Raw genomic sequence first — 17888 nt, 5'->3', positions numbered from 1 at the left:
AAAGGATGTAACCTAATGACTACAGCAATGGTCATCGGCACCCAATGGGGTGACGAAGGAAAAGGTAAAATCGTCGACTACTTGGCGGCTCGCGCCGATGTCGTCGTACGTTCGCAAGGCGGCAACAACGCCGGCCACACGGTCGTCGTCGACGGCCAGGCGTTCGCGTTGCGCCTGCTGCCGAGCGGCATTATGTACCCGGGCAAAGCATGCGTCATCGGCACCGGCGTCGTCATCGACCCGAAAGGTCTGATTGCCGAACTCGATTCGATTATTGCCAAGGGAATCGACGTTTCCGCGCTCGAAATTTCCGATCGCGCCCACGTGGTTTTCCCGTACCACAATCGCATTGACGAAGCGGAAGAACAGCTCAAAGGCGAGAAGAAAATCGGCACGACAAAAAACGGTATCGGCCCCTGCTACGCCGATAAAGTCAACCGCATCGGCATCCGCATTGCCGATCTTATGGATCGCGATGTGTTCGCGGAAAAATTACGTTGGAATTTGGCATCGAAAAACCGCCTGTTCCGCGATTTCTACCATGTCGAAGAATTTGATTTCGATACGATGTTTGAAGAATATTGCGGATATGCCGACCGTTTGCGCCCCTACGTGCGCGACACGAACTACAGCGTGCATGATTACATCGGCGAAGGCAAAAGCGTGCTCTTTGAAGGCGCGCAGGCGACCATGCTCGATCTCGACCACGGCACCTATCCCTTCGTCACGAGCTCGCACCCGATCGCGGGCGGCGCTTGCATCGGCGCCGGCATCGGTCCGCACCGCATGGAAAATATTTTCGGCGTGGTGAAAGCGTACAGCACGCGCGTCGGCGCGGGTCCCTTCCCGACCGAACTCACCGACGCCACCGGCGACCATTTACGCGAACGCGCGCATGAATACGGCACCGTCACCGGTCGTCCCCGTCGCTGCGGCTGGCTCGACGCGGTCGGCGTGCGCTACGCCGCGATGCTGAACAGCTTGGACTACCTCGCGATCACGCGTTTGGATATCCTCGACGAACTCGAAACGATCAAAATCGGTAAAGCGTACCGCGATTCGAACGGTAACGAAGTCGCGCAGTATCCCGCCGACCTCAACCGCCTCGAAACGCTCGAGCCGGTCTATGAGGAAATGCCCGGCTGGCAGGAAGATATCACCGGCGTGCGCAAGTACGAAGACTTGCCGGAAAACTGCAAAAAATATCTGGAAAAAATTTCCGAACTCACCGGCGTAAAACTCGGCATCATTTCCGTCGGTCCGGATCGTGAACAGACGATTGACCTCGTCAACGTATTGTAAGCAAAAAAGAACGCGCTCGCGCGTTCTTTTTTTGTGCCCGTTTGTACGCTCAACAAACCTGCGCATCATTATGCGTTATAAAAACAGTCATTCCTCGACGAAAAATACACCGCGTAATCGTTCCTATCCGCTCCGACACCGCATTGACAGATCCGAAAACAATTTCTTTCGCGTATCCCCGTCACGCGCATCGTCAAACGGACTCTTTATTTCGTACGCGCAAGCATTTTTTTCGCGCGCAAGAAAGTATATTGTATACAAAGCGCGAATGATTGAGAGCATTTATCTCCGTTTCGTTCCGATTTATTTTTTATGAAATCCCCTAAACACAAGCGAAAGCTCATTTATCAGCAAAATATTTTCTGAATATTATTTGAAATTGTTCGACCCGTTCAAAATTATGTATACAGTATTTTTCAGTATATGCTATTGTTATTCATTCCTCCGCTTTCTATAATGATACTTGTAAGAAATGATAGAAAAGGGGAGAAGGACATGAAAAACTTAGGTTTATCGGTGCGCATTTTCATCGCGCTCATTTTGGGGGTTATCGTCGGTCTCATGTTGCAGGGTAGTCCCGCCATCGCGACCGCTTGGATTAAACCGCTCGGAACATTATTCCTGAACTGTATTAAGTTGATTATTGTTCCGCTCGTATTCGCCTCTTTGATCGTCGGCGTGTGCGGTTTGGGTGACATTAAACGACTCGGCGCGATCGGCGGCAAAGCATTTGGTTTTTACATGCTGACGACAGGTTTCGCCGTCACGCTCGGCCTGGTGCTCGCCAATGTGCTGAGCGTCGGCGCAGGCTTCGTGCTGCCGGCCGGCGAACTCAGCGTGAAAGTGAAGGAAGCGCCTTCGATCGCGTCGGTATTGCTCGGCATTATTCCGACGAATCCGATCAAAGCGCTCGCGGAAGGCAATATGCTGCAGATTATCTTCTTCGCGCTGCTCTTCGGTTGCGGCATCCTCGCCGTCGGCCAAAAAGCGCAGGTCGTGGAGCGTTTCTTCACCGGCCTCGCCGAAGTCATGTACAAAGTCACCGCGTGGATCATGCGACTCGCGCCGATCGGCGTGTTCGGTCTGATCGTGCCGGTTGTCGCGGCAAGCGGTGCGGCGGTCCTGTTACCGTTGATGAAATTGATCGGCGTGGCGGCGTTGGCGAGTCTCATTCATGTGGCCGTTATTTACGGCGGTTTGGTGCGAATGCTGGGCAAACTGAGCCCGCTGACATTTTTCCGCGCCATTTTCCCGGCCATGGCGGTGGCCTTTACGACTTCGAGTTCCTCGGGCACATTACCGGTGTCCATGCAATGCTGTGAAGAAAACTTGAACATCGATAAATCCATTACCAGCTTCGTATTGCCCTTGGGCGCGACCATCAACATGGACGGCACGGCGATTTATCAGGGCGTTTGCGCGATCTTCATCGCGCAGGTTTACGGCATCAACCTCGATATCGCTCACCAATTAATGATTATTCTGACGGCCACGCTCGCTTCCATCGGTACCGCGGGTGTTCCGGGCGCCGGCATGATCATGCTCATGCTGGTCTTGCAAACCACCGGTTTGCCGTTGGAAGGCATCGCGCTTGTCGCCGGCGTCGATCGCATTTTGGACATGATCCGCACCTGTTTGAACGTCACGGGCGATATGACCTGCGCCGCCATTGTCAATCAATGGGAAGGCAAAAATATCGCGCAGGAAAAAACGGAAAGTAAAACGAGCGTCAATGAAGAAGCTGTCGCATTATAAATAGGCCCCTTTTTCAAAGGAGAGCCCGCGGGCTCTCCTTTTGATTTCGCAAAAATAAATCCTTTCAACACTATATCGAAGATTTTGACAACATCGTCAAAATCGGGTAAAGTAGTATAAAGAATATTTTCAATATAAAATCATGCGATTGGAATTTGCGATTTTTATCGGTGACGCGCCGAACAAAGGCAATGCGCTCCCGTAAACGCTTCGGACCGAAACCCGTGAAGTGAATCGCAAGCGCCGGAAAGATCTGCCGCATCGGTTGCGCCGACTTGCGCACGCATGCTCGGAACGCGTCGCTGCAGATCATCCCCGCGACCGATACAGAAAGGAAATTTGACATGGAGCTCACTTACAAAACCTACGCCGATATTTTCAAAGCATTGAGCGACGAAACGCGTCTGCGCATTGTCGATATGCTTTCCTGTTCCGAACTCTCCGCCTGCGATATTCTGCAGAGTTTTTCGCTCTCGCAGTCGACACTGAGTTACCACATGAAAATTCTTGTCGAAGCGAGGATTGTCAAATCCCGTCGCGAAGGTTTATGGACTCGCTATTCAATCAATGAAGAGCGTTTTGAAGAATTGTTGCGCTTCTTGCCGCAACTTTTCCGCGAAAAAGACAAATGTATATGCCAGCAGATTAAGTATTGCAAAGAGGACGCGCAAGTTTGTGATTTCGAATAAAAACCGCCGCACGGCGGTTTTTTTGTGCGTATTTGGCGAATATTCAAAAGCGTAGCGCGTTATTGCAAATTCATATGCGTAAACAGCAAGAAATGCATCCTTATCCCCAAAAATTTATAGCCGTTTGTATTCTTTATCATGCTATAATAATGCCAATATATAAGCTTTGTGAATATAAGCTTAGTAAGGGTTGTGAGGGGTGATGTTGTGAATATTGTATTGGCACTTTTGGTAACCGTCTGGGTGGCCTACTTCATTGTGAAGCGCTATAAACCGCAGACCATTTTATTCATCGGCGGCATGTTCCTGATGCTCGTGTCCGTCATTGCAGGGTACGGGGAAATCTTCCCGGGCGGCAAAGGCAGCACCGGTTCTTTGCTTTTCGATCTCTTTGAATTTATTCGTTCGGTGCTTTCCTCGCGCGCCGGTAAACTCGGCTTGAACATTATGGCCGTCGCCGGTTTCGCCCGCTACATGGATCACATCGGCGCGAGCCGCGCGCTCGTCAACTTGACGATCCAGCCGCTCTTGCGCTTAAAATCGCCGTACCTCGTTTTGTCCGCCTGCTGGGCGCTCGGTATGGTATTAGGTCTGGCTATTAACAGCGCGTCGGGCTTGGCGATGCTCTTGATGGTAACGATGTTCCCGATCCTGGTAGCGCTCGGCGTCAGCCGCCTTTCGGCTGCGGCCGCGATCGCGACCACGCTTTGCCTCGACTGGAGCCCGAGTGACACCGGTACGATTTTGGCGGCGGAACTCTCCGGTATCGATCCGGTAATATACTGGCATGATTACCAGGTGCCAGTAGCGCTCTGCATCTTCCCCGTCGTCGCGATCTTGCATTATTTTACCCAAAAACACATGGATAAACGCGACGGCCACGTAGTCCAACCGATGCGTAAAGACGATGTCGAAGTGTCGACCGATAACGTCAACTTGGACAATGCGCATCCGCCGCTTATTTACGCGTTGTTGCCGATCGTTCCTTTGGCTTTGATTTTAGTCTTCAGCCCATTGATGATCCCCGACATTAAAATGGACATCATCAAGGCGATGCTCATCGGTACCGCCATCGGCATGCTGGCGCAGTATATCCGCAGCCGCAACGGCAAGCAAGTGGCCGAAGAGCTGCAGATTTTCTTTGACGGCATGGGGCGTCAGATGGCCAACGTCGTCACGTTGATCGTCGCCGGTGAAACATTCGCCCGCGGTCTCATGGTCAGCGGCACGATCGACGCGCTGATCTCCGGCACGCAAAGCAGTGGTTTCGGCGCGATCGCGCTTTCGCTCGTCATGATCATCATCATCGGCGTGTGCGCCGTCGTTATGGGTTCGGGCAACGCTCCGTTCTTCGCGTTCGCCAACCTCGTTCCGGATATCGCCGCCAAGAGCGGTATCGCCGCGGTAACGATGATCTTACCGATGCACTTCATCGCTAGTTCCGCTCGCGCGATTTCGCCGATTACGGCCGTTATCATCGTCGTCAGCGGCATGGCGAACATTTCGTCGTTCGATCTTGTCAAACGTACCGCAATCCCGATGATCGGTTCTTGTATCACACTCGTGCTCGCGAACTTCTTGTTGTTCTAAAACTAAAAGCACCGCAGTAGTGGTGCTTTTTTATTGAACGTAGTACGTTCTCTCGGGAACCGATGCGCATCACTTTCCCACCGGCTTGCTCAAGTTCAAAACGCAAATAAAGTGGCCATTTTACTCTGCTTCCTACTCGCCGCTAAAGTTTATCACGCCATAAAAAAATACGCGCTTAAGCGCGTATTTTTTATTTCTGTCAGCGGCGAAGGCGCATGATCGGCGCGTAAATTAACGCCAGCACTACTAAATTGATGATCGCGTCCGGAGGAATCACCGTCGCGTTATACGTGATCGAGTACCACCATGGGTTCATGCCCGCCGGCGCATACGATCCGAACACGATCGCGCCGGACAGCACGCTCATCACATAACGACCGAACATCGCGAGCGCCGACCAAACCAACGCGCTGACGCGATTATGCTCTTTCGCGTAGCCCGCTAGACCAAGCGCGGCGTAAGCAAGCAGGTAATCCAAAATAATGCTCAGCGGATGCAGCGAATACTTCGCCCCCAACAGAAAATGCAACAACCCGTACGTCAATCCGCCCAGCATGCCGACTTTCGATCCGCGCCGCAGCGCCAATAATAAAAGCGGTACCATATGCGCCGCGTGAATCGATCCGCCTTGCGGCATGCGCCAAAAGACGATCATCCCCAAGAGCAAACTCAACGCGATGCAAAGACCGCTTTCCGTTACTACACGTGTCGATAATTTCATGTTTCTCTCCCTTCTTCGCGGCAACGCCCGCCGCTCCGACGGGTGTGCTCCCTACGCAGGTCTTAACCTACAGGTTCAAAGGGTCGGACCTCGTCCTCTCAACCGCGTACGCAGTTCCCCCGCACCATTAGAATCAGTATACCGAGCGGACCCGCGCTTGTCAAAAAACGTGCGCCGCAAGCCCCTGACGTGACGCCAATTCGCATGAATTCTCAAAAAATGTTATAATATTATTACACTTTGTATGTATTTATGCATACTTCGGACCGGTTTACATACTTATTTGATGATTGTCAGCTACGAAAGGAAGTGGTCGTATTGATTGAATTTGACCATATTACGAAACGTTACAAAGGAACCGAAGTATTACGCGATGTCACTCTCACCATTCCCGCGGGGGAAACGGTTTGCCTGATCGGTGAATCCGGCAGCGGTAAGACGACGCTGTTGAAAATGATCAACCGGCTCATTCAGCCGTCATCGGGAGAAATTCGTATTGACGGCGAAAATATCGCGAAAAAAGATGTACTCGCGTTGCGGCGCAACATCGGCTACGTCATTCAGCAAACGGGACTGTTCCCGCATATGACGATTGCCGAAAACATCGAAGTCATTCCGCGCGCGCTGAAAATGCCGGTCGAGCAGATCAAAGACCGTACGGCGCACCTGTTGGATATGGTGGGCTTAGACGCGGAACATTTTCTGCAGCGGTATCCGTCGGAACTGTCCGGCGGTCAGCAACAACGCATCGGCGTCGCCCGCGCCTTCGCCTGCGATCCGAATATAATTTTAATGGACGAGCCGTTTTCCGCGTTGGATCCGCTCACGCGCACGACGCTGCAGGACGAAGTCAGCTCGTTGCAAAACAAATTGCATAAAACGATCGTATTCGTCACGCATGATATGGACGAAGCGATCCGTTTGGGCGATCGCATTTGCATTATCGACAAAGGCGTGATCGCGCAGTATGACACACCGGAAAATATTTTGAAAAATCCGGCCAATCAGTTCGTCGCCGATTTCATCGGCAAAAACAGAATCTGGAATTCGCCGGAACTGATCCGCGCGGAAGACATCATGGTGACCAGCGCGCATACCTGCGGGCCGGATCTGACCGCGTTCCGCGCGCTGGAGCGCATGCGTCGGGCGCACGTCAATGGCCTTTTGGTTATCGATTTGCGCACGCGCGAGCTGCTGGGCTCGGTCTTCGCGCAGAAGTTGCGCGCCTTGGATGATCTGCAAACACCGGTCGCCGACGTGATGGAAACGCATGTGGAAACTGTCGCGCCATCGGATACTCTGGTCGACACCTTGACGAAAATCAACGCGCACGACCTCTATTATATTCCGGTCGTCGACGAAAAACATTCACTGCTCGGTCTGATTACGCAGTCGAGTCTTGTCACGACGCTTTCCCAGCAGTATATCGAAGATGGGGAGGTGCAGGCATGAGCGGTTTTACTTCCTATCTCACCTCCAATTGGTCCTACATTCTTTCTCTTTTGTGGGAGCATATCGAATTAACCGCCATCGCGGTCGCGATCTCGGTCCTCGTCGGCGTGCCGCTCGGAATTTTGATCTCGTACCGGCGCAACCTGCAGTCGCCGGTGTTGCAATCGGCGAACATCATGCAGGCGATACCGAGCATGGCGCTGTTGGGCTTCGCGATTCCGTTTTTCGGGATCGGTCGTCTGCCGGCGATTATCGTCGTTATTTTATACTCGCTGCTGCCGATTATTAAAAACACGTATACGGGCATTTCGCAAATCAGTCCACAGATGCGTGAAGCGGCGATCGGCATCGGTCTTTCGCGCTGGCAGGTATTGCGCAAAGTTGAATTGCCGCAGGCCTTGCCGGTCATCATGGCGGGCGTGCGCATCAGTTCGGTCACCGCGGTCGGCCTGATGACGATGGCGGCCTTCATCGGCGCGGGCGGCTTGGGTGATCTCGTCTTCGCCGGCATTCGCACCGTCGATAACAATATGATTCTCGCGGGCGCGATTCCCGCCTGTATTTTGGCGCTGGCTGTCGACTATATCTTAGGTCTGGTCGAACAACTCGTCACGCCGATCGCCACCCAGCTTTCGCCGACAACGGATCGTAAAGCGGTGATCGGCCGCCACCGTCGCTCCAAAATTCTGATCGCGTCGCTGGCGATTTTACTCGTGCTCGGCGGCGGCTATGCCGGTATCCGACAAGCGTTTGCGCCGAAAGCGGATGTGGTCGTCGGAACGAAAGACTTCACCGAAAACATCCTGATGGGTCACATGATGGCGGAAATCATCGAAGACCATACGGGCCTGAACGTGGAGCGACGCATCAACTTGGGCGGCACCAACGTCGCGTTTGAAGCGCTCAAGAGCAAGGAAATCGACCTTTATCTCGATTACACGGGCACGGTCTACGTTTCGCTTTTGAAAAACGAACCGATCAGCGACATGCAGCGGGTATACGAAGAAGGTAAAGCGGGACTGGCGCCGCTTTCCATCACCATGCTGCCGCAATACGCCTTCAATAACACTTACGCGCTCGCGGTACGCCCCGATTTCGCGGCCGCACACAACCTGGAAACGATCAGCGATCTGCGCGCCGTCGCACCGAATATGAATGTCGGCACGACGTTTGAATTCAAAAACCGTCCCGACGGTTTGGACGGCATGACGCAAATGTATGGTCTGCAGTTCGCCAATGCGCTCGGCATTGACAGCTCCTCGCGTTACATCGCCATTAACAATGATGAAGTCCAGGCGATCGACGCCTTTATGACCGACGGCCTTTTGAAGAAATTCAATTTGAAAGTGCTGGAAGACGATCGGCATTACTTCCCGCCGTACTACGCGACGCCGCTGCTGCGTACGGAAGTCGCCGAAGAGCATCCGGAAGTGGTGGACGCGCTGAATGAACTCGCGCCGCTCCTGACGGATGAAGTCATGCGCGAATTGAATTATAAAGTGGACGAAGAACGTCAGGATCCGGAAAAAGTGGCTCATGAGTTCCTCGCTTCGCAAAACTTATTGAAAAAGTAAACGTCAATAAAAAAGCTCCCGCGGGAGCTTTTTTATTGCGTGAAAACAAAAAATTCATATCATTGTCGAGAAAATAACTTTTCAAAGGGTAAAATTATGCGCGTTCCGTTTTTTTCGTAAATAGCGTGCTATACTGTGTTCAACGTAAACGCCGTGTTTTCGCGCATGCCCGCTCGGAAAACTAAAATCCACCGCCGCGGCGAGAACAATATGGCGATCGCGTCCGAAAACACTCTGTCTGATGACCCATCCGCGGGGATCAGCGCGCGTCAACACTTAAAAAAAGACGGTAAGGAGATACCGAAATGAATCCTTTTCTGAATTATATCGCCACCGCTTGGCCGCATATCATGGAACTCCTGTGGGAACACATCGAGCTGACCGTGATCGCCGTCAGCATTTCGATTTTGATCGGCGTGCCGCTGGGCATTCTGATCGTGAAACGTCGCCCTTTACAAGCGCCGGTATTGCAGACGGCGAATATCATGCAAGCGATTCCGAGCATGGCGCTGCTGGGCTTCGCGATTCCCTTCTTCGGAATCGGTCGCGTGCCGGCGGTCCTCGTCGTCATTATTTATTCCCTTTTGCCCATCATCAAAAACACGTACACGGGGCTGACGCAAATTTCTCCCGAAACCAAAGAAGTCGCCGTCGGGATCGGCCTTTCCTCTTGGCAAGTGCTGCGCAAAGTGGAATTTCCGCTGGCGCTGCCCGTCATCATGGCCGGCATCCGTATCAGCGCCGTCACCGCGGTCGGTTTGATGACAATAGCGGCCTTCATCGGCGCGGGCGGCTTGGGTGACCTCGTCTTCGCCGGCATTCGTACCGTCGATAACAATATGATTCTCGCGGGCGCGATCCCCGCCTGTTTGCTGGCGCTCGCCGTGGACTACCTGCTCGGCCTCGTGGAAGAGCTCGTTACGCCGATGGCCACCCTGATTACGCCGGAACATACGCGCTCGATAATTCGAAAAGAACGCCGCCGCGCCAAATGGCTGATCGGTCTCGTCATGGCGCTTCTCATCATCGGCGCGGGAAACGCCGCCTGGCGCAATTACGCGGAGTCGCAAAGCGATATTATCGTCGGCTCGAAAGATTTCACGGAAGGCGTCATCATGGCGCATCTGATGGCGGATATGATCGAAGACCGCACCGATCTGCGCGTCACCCGCCACACGAATCTCGGCGGCACGCAAGTCGCCTATGAGGCGTTGAAAACGGGCAGCATCGATCTCTACATGGATTACACCGGCACCGTCTATGTTTCCATATTGCGCCACGAGCCGCTGACCGATGTCGATGAAGTATATCGCCGCAGTCGCGATGAGCTCGCGACCATGGGAATCATGATGCTCCCGCAATACGGTTTCGATAATACGTACGCGCTCGCCGTACGGCAAGACACCGCCGAGCGATACCGCTTGCAAACAATGAGCGATTTGATCGCCGCGGCGCCGCATTTGGTCGTCGGCTCTACATTCGAATTTACCAATCGCAAAGACGGACTCCCCGGTCTGACCGCTTACTACGGCATGAATTTCGCAGACACCACCGGACTGGACGGCTCGTCGCGTTACATCGCTCTGCTCAACGATGACGTGCAGGTCGTAGACGCATATACCACCGACGGCTTGGTACGTAAATTCAACTTGGTCGCGCTCGTTGATGATCGGCATTACTTCCCGCCGTACTTCGCAACCCCGCTATTGCGTACGGACGCCGCGGAAAAACATCCGGAAATCATTGCCGTTTTGAACGAATTGGGCTCGCACCTCACGAATCAAGTCGCGCAGGATTTGAACTACAAGGTCGATGAAGAGCAACAGGATCCGACGAAAGTCGCGCGCGAATTTTTAAAGCGTGAAGGTCTGCTGCATAAATTAAAGTAAATAAAAAAGACACCGTACGGTGTCTTTTTTTCATGATATGTTACGACAGTCATCGCCTGCGACGGTCGCGATGCCAAAATCTATTTGGTGTTGCCCTGCTCCGGCGAGACGCCCGTCAGAGGCGGCGCGTCTTCCGCTTTTTCCAAGATGAGCACGCGATGCGGGAACGGAATATCAATGCCGTTCGCATCAAAAGCTTCCTTGATCGATTGCATTAAGCGATGATATGTCGGCCAATATTCCAAGGAATCCACTTCGGGGCGCATGTACACGCGCACGCTGTTATCGGCGAATTCACGCACACCGATCAGCATATCGTCCGCATTCAGAACACCGCCGTCACGTTTGACGACATCTTTCAAAACGCTGACGACCTGATTCAAGTCGGAACTGTACGCCACATCAAGCAAAAGCTCCATGCAACGCGTCGGATATACGGAATAATTGACGATCGCGTTCGAGATCATCATCGCGTTCGGCACGACGGTTTCCTCGCGACCGATCGTGCGCAAGTGCGTATTCATCAACGTAATCTGCGTCACGGTCCCTTCCGCGCTGCTGACCCGCACGTAATTTCCGATCCGAAACGGTCGAAAAACCAGGATCAGAATGCCGGCCGCCATGTTGCTGATATTGTCCTTCAAAGCCAAGCCGACGCCTAAACCGACACCGCCCAAAGCCATGACAAACGAATCTGTCGGCACGCCGATTTTGTTCAGCGCCGCCAACGCGACCAGGATTAGAATGAAAAAATATAAGCCCTGCGTCACGAAGTCGACTACCAGCTGATCCAGGCGGGAGCGTTTCATCACCCGCGCCAAACTGTCACGCAGAAAACGGGCGATGTAGTAGCCGATCACGAAGATCAGAATCGCCATCAGAAAATCGACCAGGTGCGTCAAAAGAAAATCCCATGCGTTGGCGGTCCATTGCGTGGCCGTGTCGACCTGCTCGGTGACCTCGTTGCTGACGCTCGTAGCCGCCTTGCCCACCTTATCTTGTACATTATTGGCCAAATCGGCCGATGTTTTTGTCTCCATAATACCTACCCACCATGTATTGTCTGCCTTCAAGCAAGCATCGTTTTCTTTTTCCAAGGATCATTCGCTGCGTTCTTCCAAATCGCCTTCCGTCGCAAGGTAAATGTCGCGCAGTTCGGCGAGCATTTCGTCCGGCACGTTCCACATGCCGCGTTGTCGCGCTTCGAGCATCGTCTCACTGATTTCGTGCAGCGCCCAGGGATTGACTTTTTGCATCCATTCCCGCACTTCGGGATCGAGCACGTAGGATTCGGTGATGCGATTGTAAAGCGCGTCATTCATAACGCCCGACGTCGCGTCCCAGCTGTAGGAAAGCATCGCTCGCTTGGCAAGTTCCAGCGCGCCTTTATAACCGTGCTGCATCATGCCTTTGATATATTTCGGGTTAAGCGCTTCGGACTGCACGACACGTTGGAATTCTTCGGCGAGCGTGCGCACCTGCACCCGGCTGCGCTGCGAGCTGTCGCCGACGTAGGACCGCGGCGCTTTCCCGCCCAAAGCGCGGCTGGCCGCCACCATGCCGCCATGGTACGCGTTGAAATCGTCCGAACTCATCAGGTTCAGATCGCTCGTGTCTTCGTTTTTCACGGTGACGTCAAGCGTTTTAAGACGTTGCGCGAAGGCTTCTTTCGACGCGTGCGCCGCGCCGTTTTCATCGTAAGCGTAGCCGCCCCATGCCAAGTACGCGTCGGCGAGATCGGATTCATTTTCCCAATTTTTTTCGTCCAACACATTGCCGACACCGGCGCCGTACGCGCCGGGCGGGCAACCGAAGACGCGGTACCGCGCCTCTTTGAGCGCCGCCACGGGATCGGTTCCCGCCGCCGCCAATTCCGCCGCGTCCGCTTCGATATGTTTTTTAACAAAATTGATATTCGTCGGTTCGTCCAGATCCGCGACCAGCGCGACCGCCTGATTAATGAGCGCGACCGCCTGCGGCAACGAATCGCGCACCAAGCCGCTGATGCGCGCAGTCACATCGATACGCGGACGGCCGAGTTCGTTAAGCGGAAGCACTTCGAGCCGTTCCACGCGTCCCGTTTCCGCCCGCCAAACCGGTTTAACCCCGAGTAAATATAAAATTTCCGCGATACATTGCCCGTTGCTGCGCAAGTTCGGTCCGGCCCAAACGATGATGCCGACCTGTTCGGGATACTTGCCTTCTTCCGCCACGTATTGTTCCAAGAGCGCGTCGCCCAGCGCCGTGCCTAATTTCCACGCTGTCGCCGAAGGCATTTTCGTCGGATCGATGCCGTAGAAATTGCGTCCGGTCGGCAGCACTTCCAAATTGCCCGACGCGGCCGAGCCGCCCGGACCCGCCGGCACCATCACGCCGGACAGCGCGTCGACAAGATTTGTCAACTCCTGACCGACGCCTCGAATTTTCGGCAAAATCGATTCGGTGATCAACGCCAGCACCGCGTCCAACGCGGGCGATTGCGGCGTATCCGCGACGAGATCCTGCCAAGTATCCGCCTGCCAGTCACGCGCGGCAAGCGCCTGTAAAAGCTCTTCCGCTTTACGATCGACGTCGCGTTTTTGCGCGAGCTCTTCCGGCGTGGCGAGCGCTTTTTGCGCGATGTCCGCGTAGGGAACGGCGAGCGCCTCCGCGAGCGCGTCAACGAGCGACGGCACATCGCCGTGCGCCACCGCGACGAGTTTACGCACGAGCGCGTATAATTCATCCCCCGTCGGCACTTCTCCCAGAACATGCAGACCGGTATGCGTTTCACTGCTTTCCATATCGTCCAGGAAATTGTGTACTTTAAGCATGTACTCTTCCTGAGTTTCCGCCGTCGGTGTGCCGAACATTTCGGTCATACCCAGTTTTTCCACCAAGGCCGCGATGTCCGCGACCACGCTTGCCGTGTGTTTCGGTTCATAGATTTTGTAATGCCGATACTCATCCAAAAGCGGCGCCAGCGCTTCCCAGTCGCCGTACAGACCGCCTTGCGCCGTCGGCGCCGGCAGGTAGCCGATCAACGCCGCCTGACCGCGTCGTTTGGCCTGAATGCCTTCGCCGATAATCGTCGTTAAATAGGGATAAATATTCGGCATGTCGTCCATCGTAATTTGCGAGTAACATTCATCCGACAGGCCCATTTGTTTGCCGGGCAGCCATTCTTGCGAGCCGTGCGTGCCGAGGTGAACGAACGCATCCGCGCCGAACACGTCGCGCAAGTAATGGTAGTACGCCAGGTAATGATGCGTCGGCGCAAGCGTCGGGCTGTGAATGATCGCCGACGGATCTTCACCGAAGCCGCGCGGCGGTTGCAAAGCGATGTAAATATTGCCGCGCCGTAAGCCCGGCAACAAAAGTTCTTCGTCATTGTTGACAAAGGCGTCGCCCGGCGCGTTCCCCCATGTCTCATTCATCTTTTGGACAACGCTTGCAGGCAATGTTTTTTCATATTTAATCACATCGCTGCCCGCGATTTTCGTCGCGTCGCGTTGCATCGTTTCGCTCAGGTAACGACGGTCATTGGTCATGTGCGCGAGCACTTCTTCCCAAAGCTCCGCCGCCGTGTCCGGCAGCGCGCCGACATCGTAACCGTCTTTTTGCATGGCCTGCAAAAAGCGGAACAAACTCGCCCCCGAGTCGAGATCCGCCGCGCAGCCGATATTGGTATTATTCGCGGGATAATTGTGCAGAACGATCGCCACTTTTTTCGCCGCGTTCGGTTTGTGCCGCAGCGTCGCCCAGCGTTTCGCCTTGCGTACCAAAAGTTCCAAACCGTACGCACAGGGTTCGCGTTGCGACTCGCCGCCCGGTTCGACCTCGCGATGCGACGCGACCGGCCCGTGCAAGATGCCGTCCGTTTCAATCATGGCCACCGTCGCCGAGATTTCCGTCGGCGTGAGGCCGGCGGGATTGGCGCGCCAAGTCGCCTCATCCTGTTTGGAATGGTACGCCTGCAATGTCGGCACGCCGAGTTTTTCCAAAAACTTCGGATCGTTCGCGCGCCCCAGTCGCAACGACATGCGATGGTTATTGATGACGACATCGGGCACGACCTTGCCGTCGGCGTCGTAAAAATATTCCTGCACGCAGGTTTCAAGCGTCCGTTCCTGACTTGCGCCGCTGCCCCAATGCGTGAAAAGCGGCAATGCGTTCATGCCGGCGCATTCAATTTCCGCGATCAGCGCATTGTAAAAGCGCAAGTTGCCCCAAAGCCAATCATCGCGCAAGAAGAAAAATCCGACTGTGTATTTATCCGGATCGAGATGCGCCGCGGCGAATTCCGCAAGCGTTCCGTACGGTTCTTCACCGGGATAGTATAATCCGTCCGTGCGCAGTTGTTGCGGTTCCGCCGTCGCTCCTTTGCCGATATGCAAAATAGTGTTCGCGAGATAGCGCCACAGGTTTTCGATATTGCGCAAACCGCTGTACGCCAAATACCGCGTTATCCGTTCGATCGTTTCCGGTTCTACGCCGTGCGGGCGAGCAGGATTCGCTCCGTGCGCCAGCACCAGGTACGGCACATCGGGATATTCATTCAACGCGTTCAGCGTTTCTTCCTCCAGCGTCTGACCGCCCATGAAGGACATCACGACCAGCGCCGCATCCTGAAATGATGGCGGCGTGAAATCGGTCGCGTCACCGTTTTTGACCCGAATAACCTCGGCCGGAATCGTTTCATTTTTTTCGCGCAACGAGCGCAATGCCCGCGCGACATGGTCAGCCTGACTGTCAATATTGGTCAGCCAATAGACTCGTTTCATAATTTTTCCTTTGTATTTCTAGCCGTTAACTTTCGTGTTTTGCTTCCTGAAAGCGACGCAAAATCACACCGCGATCATGGGCGGAAAGTTCATGCCACGTGACCGGAATCACGCTCATCCCGCCATGGCGATTGACTACATATAATTCGCGCCATGTCTCCGACACGCCGACAACCGATCGGTATTCCACCGTGGCGGTCGTTTTTTTGCCGAACGTCTCCCCAAGCAAACCGCGGAGCGTCGTCGACCGCAACGTGACTTCCATCGTCTCGGCATCGAGCACGACAAGCACGCGCTTAGCGCTGTGAATCAACCAAACGCAAACTAAAACGGCCAGGGCGTATTCCCCTTGTAAAAGGGAACGCGGCGTCATCACCATTTGCATGCCGAACACAATGCCCATCGCCGTGTAAATGAGTTGGAACGGAGCCGCCGCACGCACGGATGTCTCCAAAGTAATTTTCGTTAATGATTTTCGTTCCTGCATACAGCCTCCTTATATTATTGTAACGAACTCCTTCCCGACGGGCAAGGGTCATATGCGATCCGTCGCTTGTCGCGCGTTTGACACTGCTTTTTTCGTCAGGTATATTCAAGGTATAAATGGTATTCTGCAGCGTCAGAAAGGAGCTACTATGATACAACGAATCAGCGCGCTTCTTTGCAGCGCGTGTCTGTTGGGAATCGCCGCTACCGTCGCGGCTCCGCCGCCGCCCGTACCGCAGGCGATGCCCCCGACCGGCGGGCACTGCCAAAATCGACGGCCGTCTCTATGATGTCGTGACGCAGGGCGAGTTCATCCCGCGCGGTACACCGATTATTGTGCGCCGCGTCATCGGTAATCGCATCATCGTTGCCGCGCGCTCCGATAGCGACAACGAATTATAAGGAGGAAATATGGATTTTATTTTTCCGGGCTTCACCATTGTGCTGATTGTCTTTTTTATCCTGATTTTGCAGCATTTCGTGCCGATCGGGTTGTGGATTTCCGCATTGGCGGCCGGCGTTCATATCAGCATCTTCGATCTCATCGGGATGCGCTTGCGTCGCGTGCCGCCGCGCGTGATCGTGTTGCCGCTCGTCAAAGGCTCGAAAGCGGGACTTGAGGTCAACGTCAACCAGCTGGAAGCGCACTACCTCGCCGGCGGTGATGTCGACCGCGTCGTCGACGCGCTGATCGCCGCGCACCGCGCTTCGATTCCGCTGACCTTCGAGCGCTCTGCCGCGATTGATCTCGCCGGACGCAACGTGCTCGAAGCGGTGCAAATGAGCGTTAACCCGAAAGTCATTGAAACGCCGATTATCTCGGCGATGGCGAAAAACGGTATCGAATTGCGCGTGCGGGCGCGCGTCACCGTTCGCGCCAACATCGACCGCTTGGTCGGCGGCGCCGGCGAAGCGACGATCATCGCCCGTGTCGGTGAAGGCATCGTCACAACCGTCGGCTCGTCCGAACGTCACACCGACGTCTTGGAAAATCCCGACCACATTTCTCGCACCGTATTGGAAAAAGGTTTGGATGCCGGCACGGCCTTTGAAATTTTGTCCATTGATATCGCCGACGTCGATGTCGGACGCAACATCGGCGCGGAACTGCAAACCGACCAGGCGGAAGCCGACAAACGCATCGCTCAGGCGCGCGCCGAAGAGCGCCGCGCGATGGCGGTCGCCAAAGAGCAGGAAATGCGCGCTCAAACGCAGGAAATGCAGGCCGAAGTGGTCCGCGCGCAGGCGGAAGTGCCGATCGCGTTCGCGGAAGCGCTCAAATCGGGCAAATTGGGCGTCATGGATTACTATCGTTTACAAAACATCAACGCCGACACGGAAATGCGTGAGGCGATTGCCAAACCGGAAAGTGAGGAATAATCATGGGTGTATTTTTACGAGCCGCGTTCTTTTTATCGTTTTTGCGCTTGGCGCTGTACTTCATCGCCGGTATCGGCATCGCATACGCGATCGCCAAATGGTTAAACCGTCGTTGACGGCTTGCCGTGCTTTCTGAAGGAGGCGCAAACGCATGGGCTTTATCGGCAGTATCATCCGCGTCATCGCGGTAACGACCGCCACTTTACTGCAAGTGTTGCTCTACTTCACGCTCGGCCGCGGTCTCTTCCGTCTGTTTCGCAAAAAACGGAAACACTGATAAAAAATCG

The 17888-nt window shown here is 54.4% G+C and carries 15 protein-coding genes; 11 read left to right on the top strand and 4 right to left on the bottom strand.

Annotated elements, in window-relative coordinates; all coding sequences use genetic code 11:
• Nucleotides 1-15 precede the first annotated feature (15 nt).
• The 4 genes from KIB08_RS02230 to dcuC all read left to right on the top strand — a co-directional run bounded on the left by KIB08_RS02230 (nt 16) and on the right by dcuC (nt 5336).
• Nucleotides 16-1302, top strand: coding sequence for an adenylosuccinate synthase (locus KIB08_RS02230; protein ID WP_303989017.1), 1287 nt, complete (start codon nt 16-18; stop codon nt 1300-1302).
• A gap of 495 nt (nt 1303-1797) precedes the next feature.
• A complete protein-coding gene (locus KIB08_RS02225) occupies nt 1798-3057 on the top strand; it encodes a dicarboxylate/amino acid:cation symporter (protein ID WP_303989014.1) in 1260 nt (419 codons plus the stop codon).
• A gap of 344 nt (nt 3058-3401) precedes the next feature.
• Nucleotides 3402-3746 carry an ArsR/SmtB family transcription factor gene (locus KIB08_RS02220; protein WP_075939330.1) on the top strand — a complete coding sequence of 115 codons (345 nt, stop codon included), beginning with the start codon at nt 3402-3404 and terminating at the stop codon, nt 3744-3746.
• A gap of 207 nt (nt 3747-3953) precedes the next feature.
• Nucleotides 3954-5336 (top strand): C4-dicarboxylate transporter DcuC, encoded by a 1383-nt coding sequence (gene dcuC, locus KIB08_RS02215; protein WP_303989010.1) that lies wholly within the window; start codon nt 3954-3956, stop codon nt 5334-5336.
• Nucleotides 5337-5535: 199 nt separating this feature from the next.
• Here dcuC and thiT read toward each other — a convergent pair whose 3' ends face one another.
• Nucleotides 5536-6057: an energy-coupled thiamine transporter ThiT gene (gene thiT, locus KIB08_RS02210; protein WP_303989008.1), complete on the bottom strand. Its 522-nt coding sequence runs from the start codon at nt 6055-6057 to the stop codon at nt 5536-5538.
• Nucleotides 6058-6375: 318 nt separating this feature from the next.
• Here thiT and KIB08_RS02205 point away from each other — a divergent pair, with 318 nt between their 5' ends.
• The 3 genes from KIB08_RS02205 (at nt 6376) to KIB08_RS02195 (ending at nt 10972) form a co-directional block, all read left to right on the top strand.
• Nucleotides 6376-7509: a betaine/proline/choline family ABC transporter ATP-binding protein gene (locus KIB08_RS02205; protein ID WP_303989005.1), complete on the top strand. Its 1134-nt coding sequence runs from the start codon at nt 6376-6378 to the stop codon at nt 7507-7509.
• The gene (locus KIB08_RS02200) at nt 7506-9083 is read left to right on the top strand and encodes an ABC transporter permease/substrate-binding protein (protein ID WP_303989002.1); all 1578 of its coding nucleotides are present in this window, start codon (nt 7506-7508) and stop codon (nt 9081-9083) included. Before KIB08_RS02205 ends, KIB08_RS02200 begins: the two co-directional genes overlap by 4 nt.
• 305 nt (nt 9084-9388) lie before the next feature.
• Nucleotides 9389-10972 (top strand): ABC transporter permease/substrate-binding protein, encoded by a 1584-nt coding sequence (locus KIB08_RS02195; protein ID WP_303988999.1) that lies wholly within the window; start codon nt 9389-9391, stop codon nt 10970-10972.
• A gap of 80 nt (nt 10973-11052) precedes the next feature.
• On the opposite strand, the gene KIB08_RS02190 is transcribed toward KIB08_RS02195, so the two are convergent.
• From KIB08_RS02190 to KIB08_RS02180, 3 genes are read right to left on the bottom strand one after another with little or no spacing between them, the layout of a single operon-like run.
• A complete protein-coding gene (locus tag KIB08_RS02190) occupies nt 11053-12012 on the bottom strand; it encodes a mechanosensitive ion channel family protein (RefSeq protein WP_303988996.1) in 960 nt (319 codons plus the stop codon).
• Between the two features lie 60 nt (nt 12013-12072).
• Complete coding sequence (cobN, locus tag KIB08_RS02185; protein WP_303988994.1) at nt 12073-15735, bottom strand: cobaltochelatase subunit CobN; 3663 nt, start codon at nt 15733-15735, stop codon at nt 12073-12075.
• Between the two features lie 25 nt (nt 15736-15760).
• Nucleotides 15761-16222, bottom strand: a complete 462-nt coding sequence (locus KIB08_RS02180; protein WP_303988992.1) for a hypothetical protein — start codon at nt 16220-16222, stop codon at nt 15761-15763.
• 148 nt (nt 16223-16370) lie between these two features.
• Between KIB08_RS02180 and KIB08_RS02175 the strand changes: the two genes are divergently transcribed.
• The 4 genes from KIB08_RS02175 (at nt 16371) to KIB08_RS02165 (ending at nt 17878) form a co-directional block, all read left to right on the top strand.
• On the top strand, nt 16371-16511 hold the full coding sequence (locus KIB08_RS02175; protein WP_303988990.1) for a hypothetical protein: 141 nt from the start codon (nt 16371-16373) through the stop codon (nt 16509-16511).
• A 4-nt stretch (nt 16512-16515) separates the two neighbouring features.
• Nucleotides 16516-16623 (top strand): hypothetical protein, encoded by a 108-nt coding sequence (locus tag KIB08_RS06930; protein ID WP_368487376.1) that lies wholly within the window; start codon nt 16516-16518, stop codon nt 16621-16623.
• A gap of 9 nt (nt 16624-16632) precedes the next feature.
• On the top strand, nt 16633-17601 hold the full coding sequence (gene floA / locus KIB08_RS02170; protein ID WP_075939319.1) for a flotillin-like protein FloA: 969 nt from the start codon (nt 16633-16635) through the stop codon (nt 17599-17601).
• A 151-nt stretch (nt 17602-17752) separates the two neighbouring features.
• A complete protein-coding gene (locus KIB08_RS02165) occupies nt 17753-17878 on the top strand; it encodes a hypothetical protein (RefSeq protein ID WP_273259450.1) in 126 nt (41 codons plus the stop codon).
• Nucleotides 17879-17888 lie beyond the last annotated feature (10 nt).

The organism is Negativicoccus succinicivorans, from assembly GCF_018372215.1.
GTDB lineage: Bacteria > Bacillota > Negativicutes > Veillonellales > Negativicoccaceae > Negativicoccus.
This window is presented reverse-complemented; position numbering and strand designations above follow the sequence as displayed.

Bases quoted from the DNA above. Each gene is read 5' to 3' on its own strand.
- KIB08_RS02230 (WP_303989017.1), top strand. From the start codon at position 16: ATGACTACAGCAATGGTCATCGGCACCCAATGGGGTGACGAAGGAAAA.
- KIB08_RS02225 (WP_303989014.1), top strand. From the start codon at position 1,798: ATGAAAAACTTAGGTTTATCGGTGCGCATTTTCATCGCGCTCATTTTG.
- KIB08_RS02220 (WP_075939330.1), top strand. From the start codon at position 3,402: ATGGAGCTCACTTACAAAACCTACGCCGATATTTTCAAAGCATTGAGC.
- thiT (WP_303989008.1), bottom strand. From the start codon at position 6,057: ATGAAATTATCGACACGTGTAGTAACGGAAAGCGGTCTTTGCATCGCG.
- KIB08_RS02200 (WP_303989002.1), top strand. From the start codon at position 7,506: ATGAGCGGTTTTACTTCCTATCTCACCTCCAATTGGTCCTACATTCTT.
- KIB08_RS02195 (WP_303988999.1), top strand. From the start codon at position 9,389: ATGAATCCTTTTCTGAATTATATCGCCACCGCTTGGCCGCATATCATG.
- KIB08_RS02190 (WP_303988996.1), bottom strand. From the start codon at position 12,012: ATGGAGACAAAAACATCGGCCGATTTGGCCAATAATGTACAAGATAAG.
- cobN (WP_303988994.1), bottom strand. From the start codon at position 15,735: ATGAAACGAGTCTATTGGCTGACCAATATTGACAGTCAGGCTGACCAT.
- KIB08_RS02180 (WP_303988992.1), bottom strand. From the start codon at position 16,222: ATGCAGGAACGAAAATCATTAACGAAAATTACTTTGGAGACATCCGTG.
- KIB08_RS02175 (WP_303988990.1), top strand. From the start codon at position 16,371: ATGATACAACGAATCAGCGCGCTTCTTTGCAGCGCGTGTCTGTTGGGA.
- floA (WP_075939319.1), top strand. From the start codon at position 16,633: ATGGATTTTATTTTTCCGGGCTTCACCATTGTGCTGATTGTCTTTTTT.
- KIB08_RS02165 (WP_273259450.1), top strand. From the start codon at position 17,753: ATGGGCTTTATCGGCAGTATCATCCGCGTCATCGCGGTAACGACCGCC.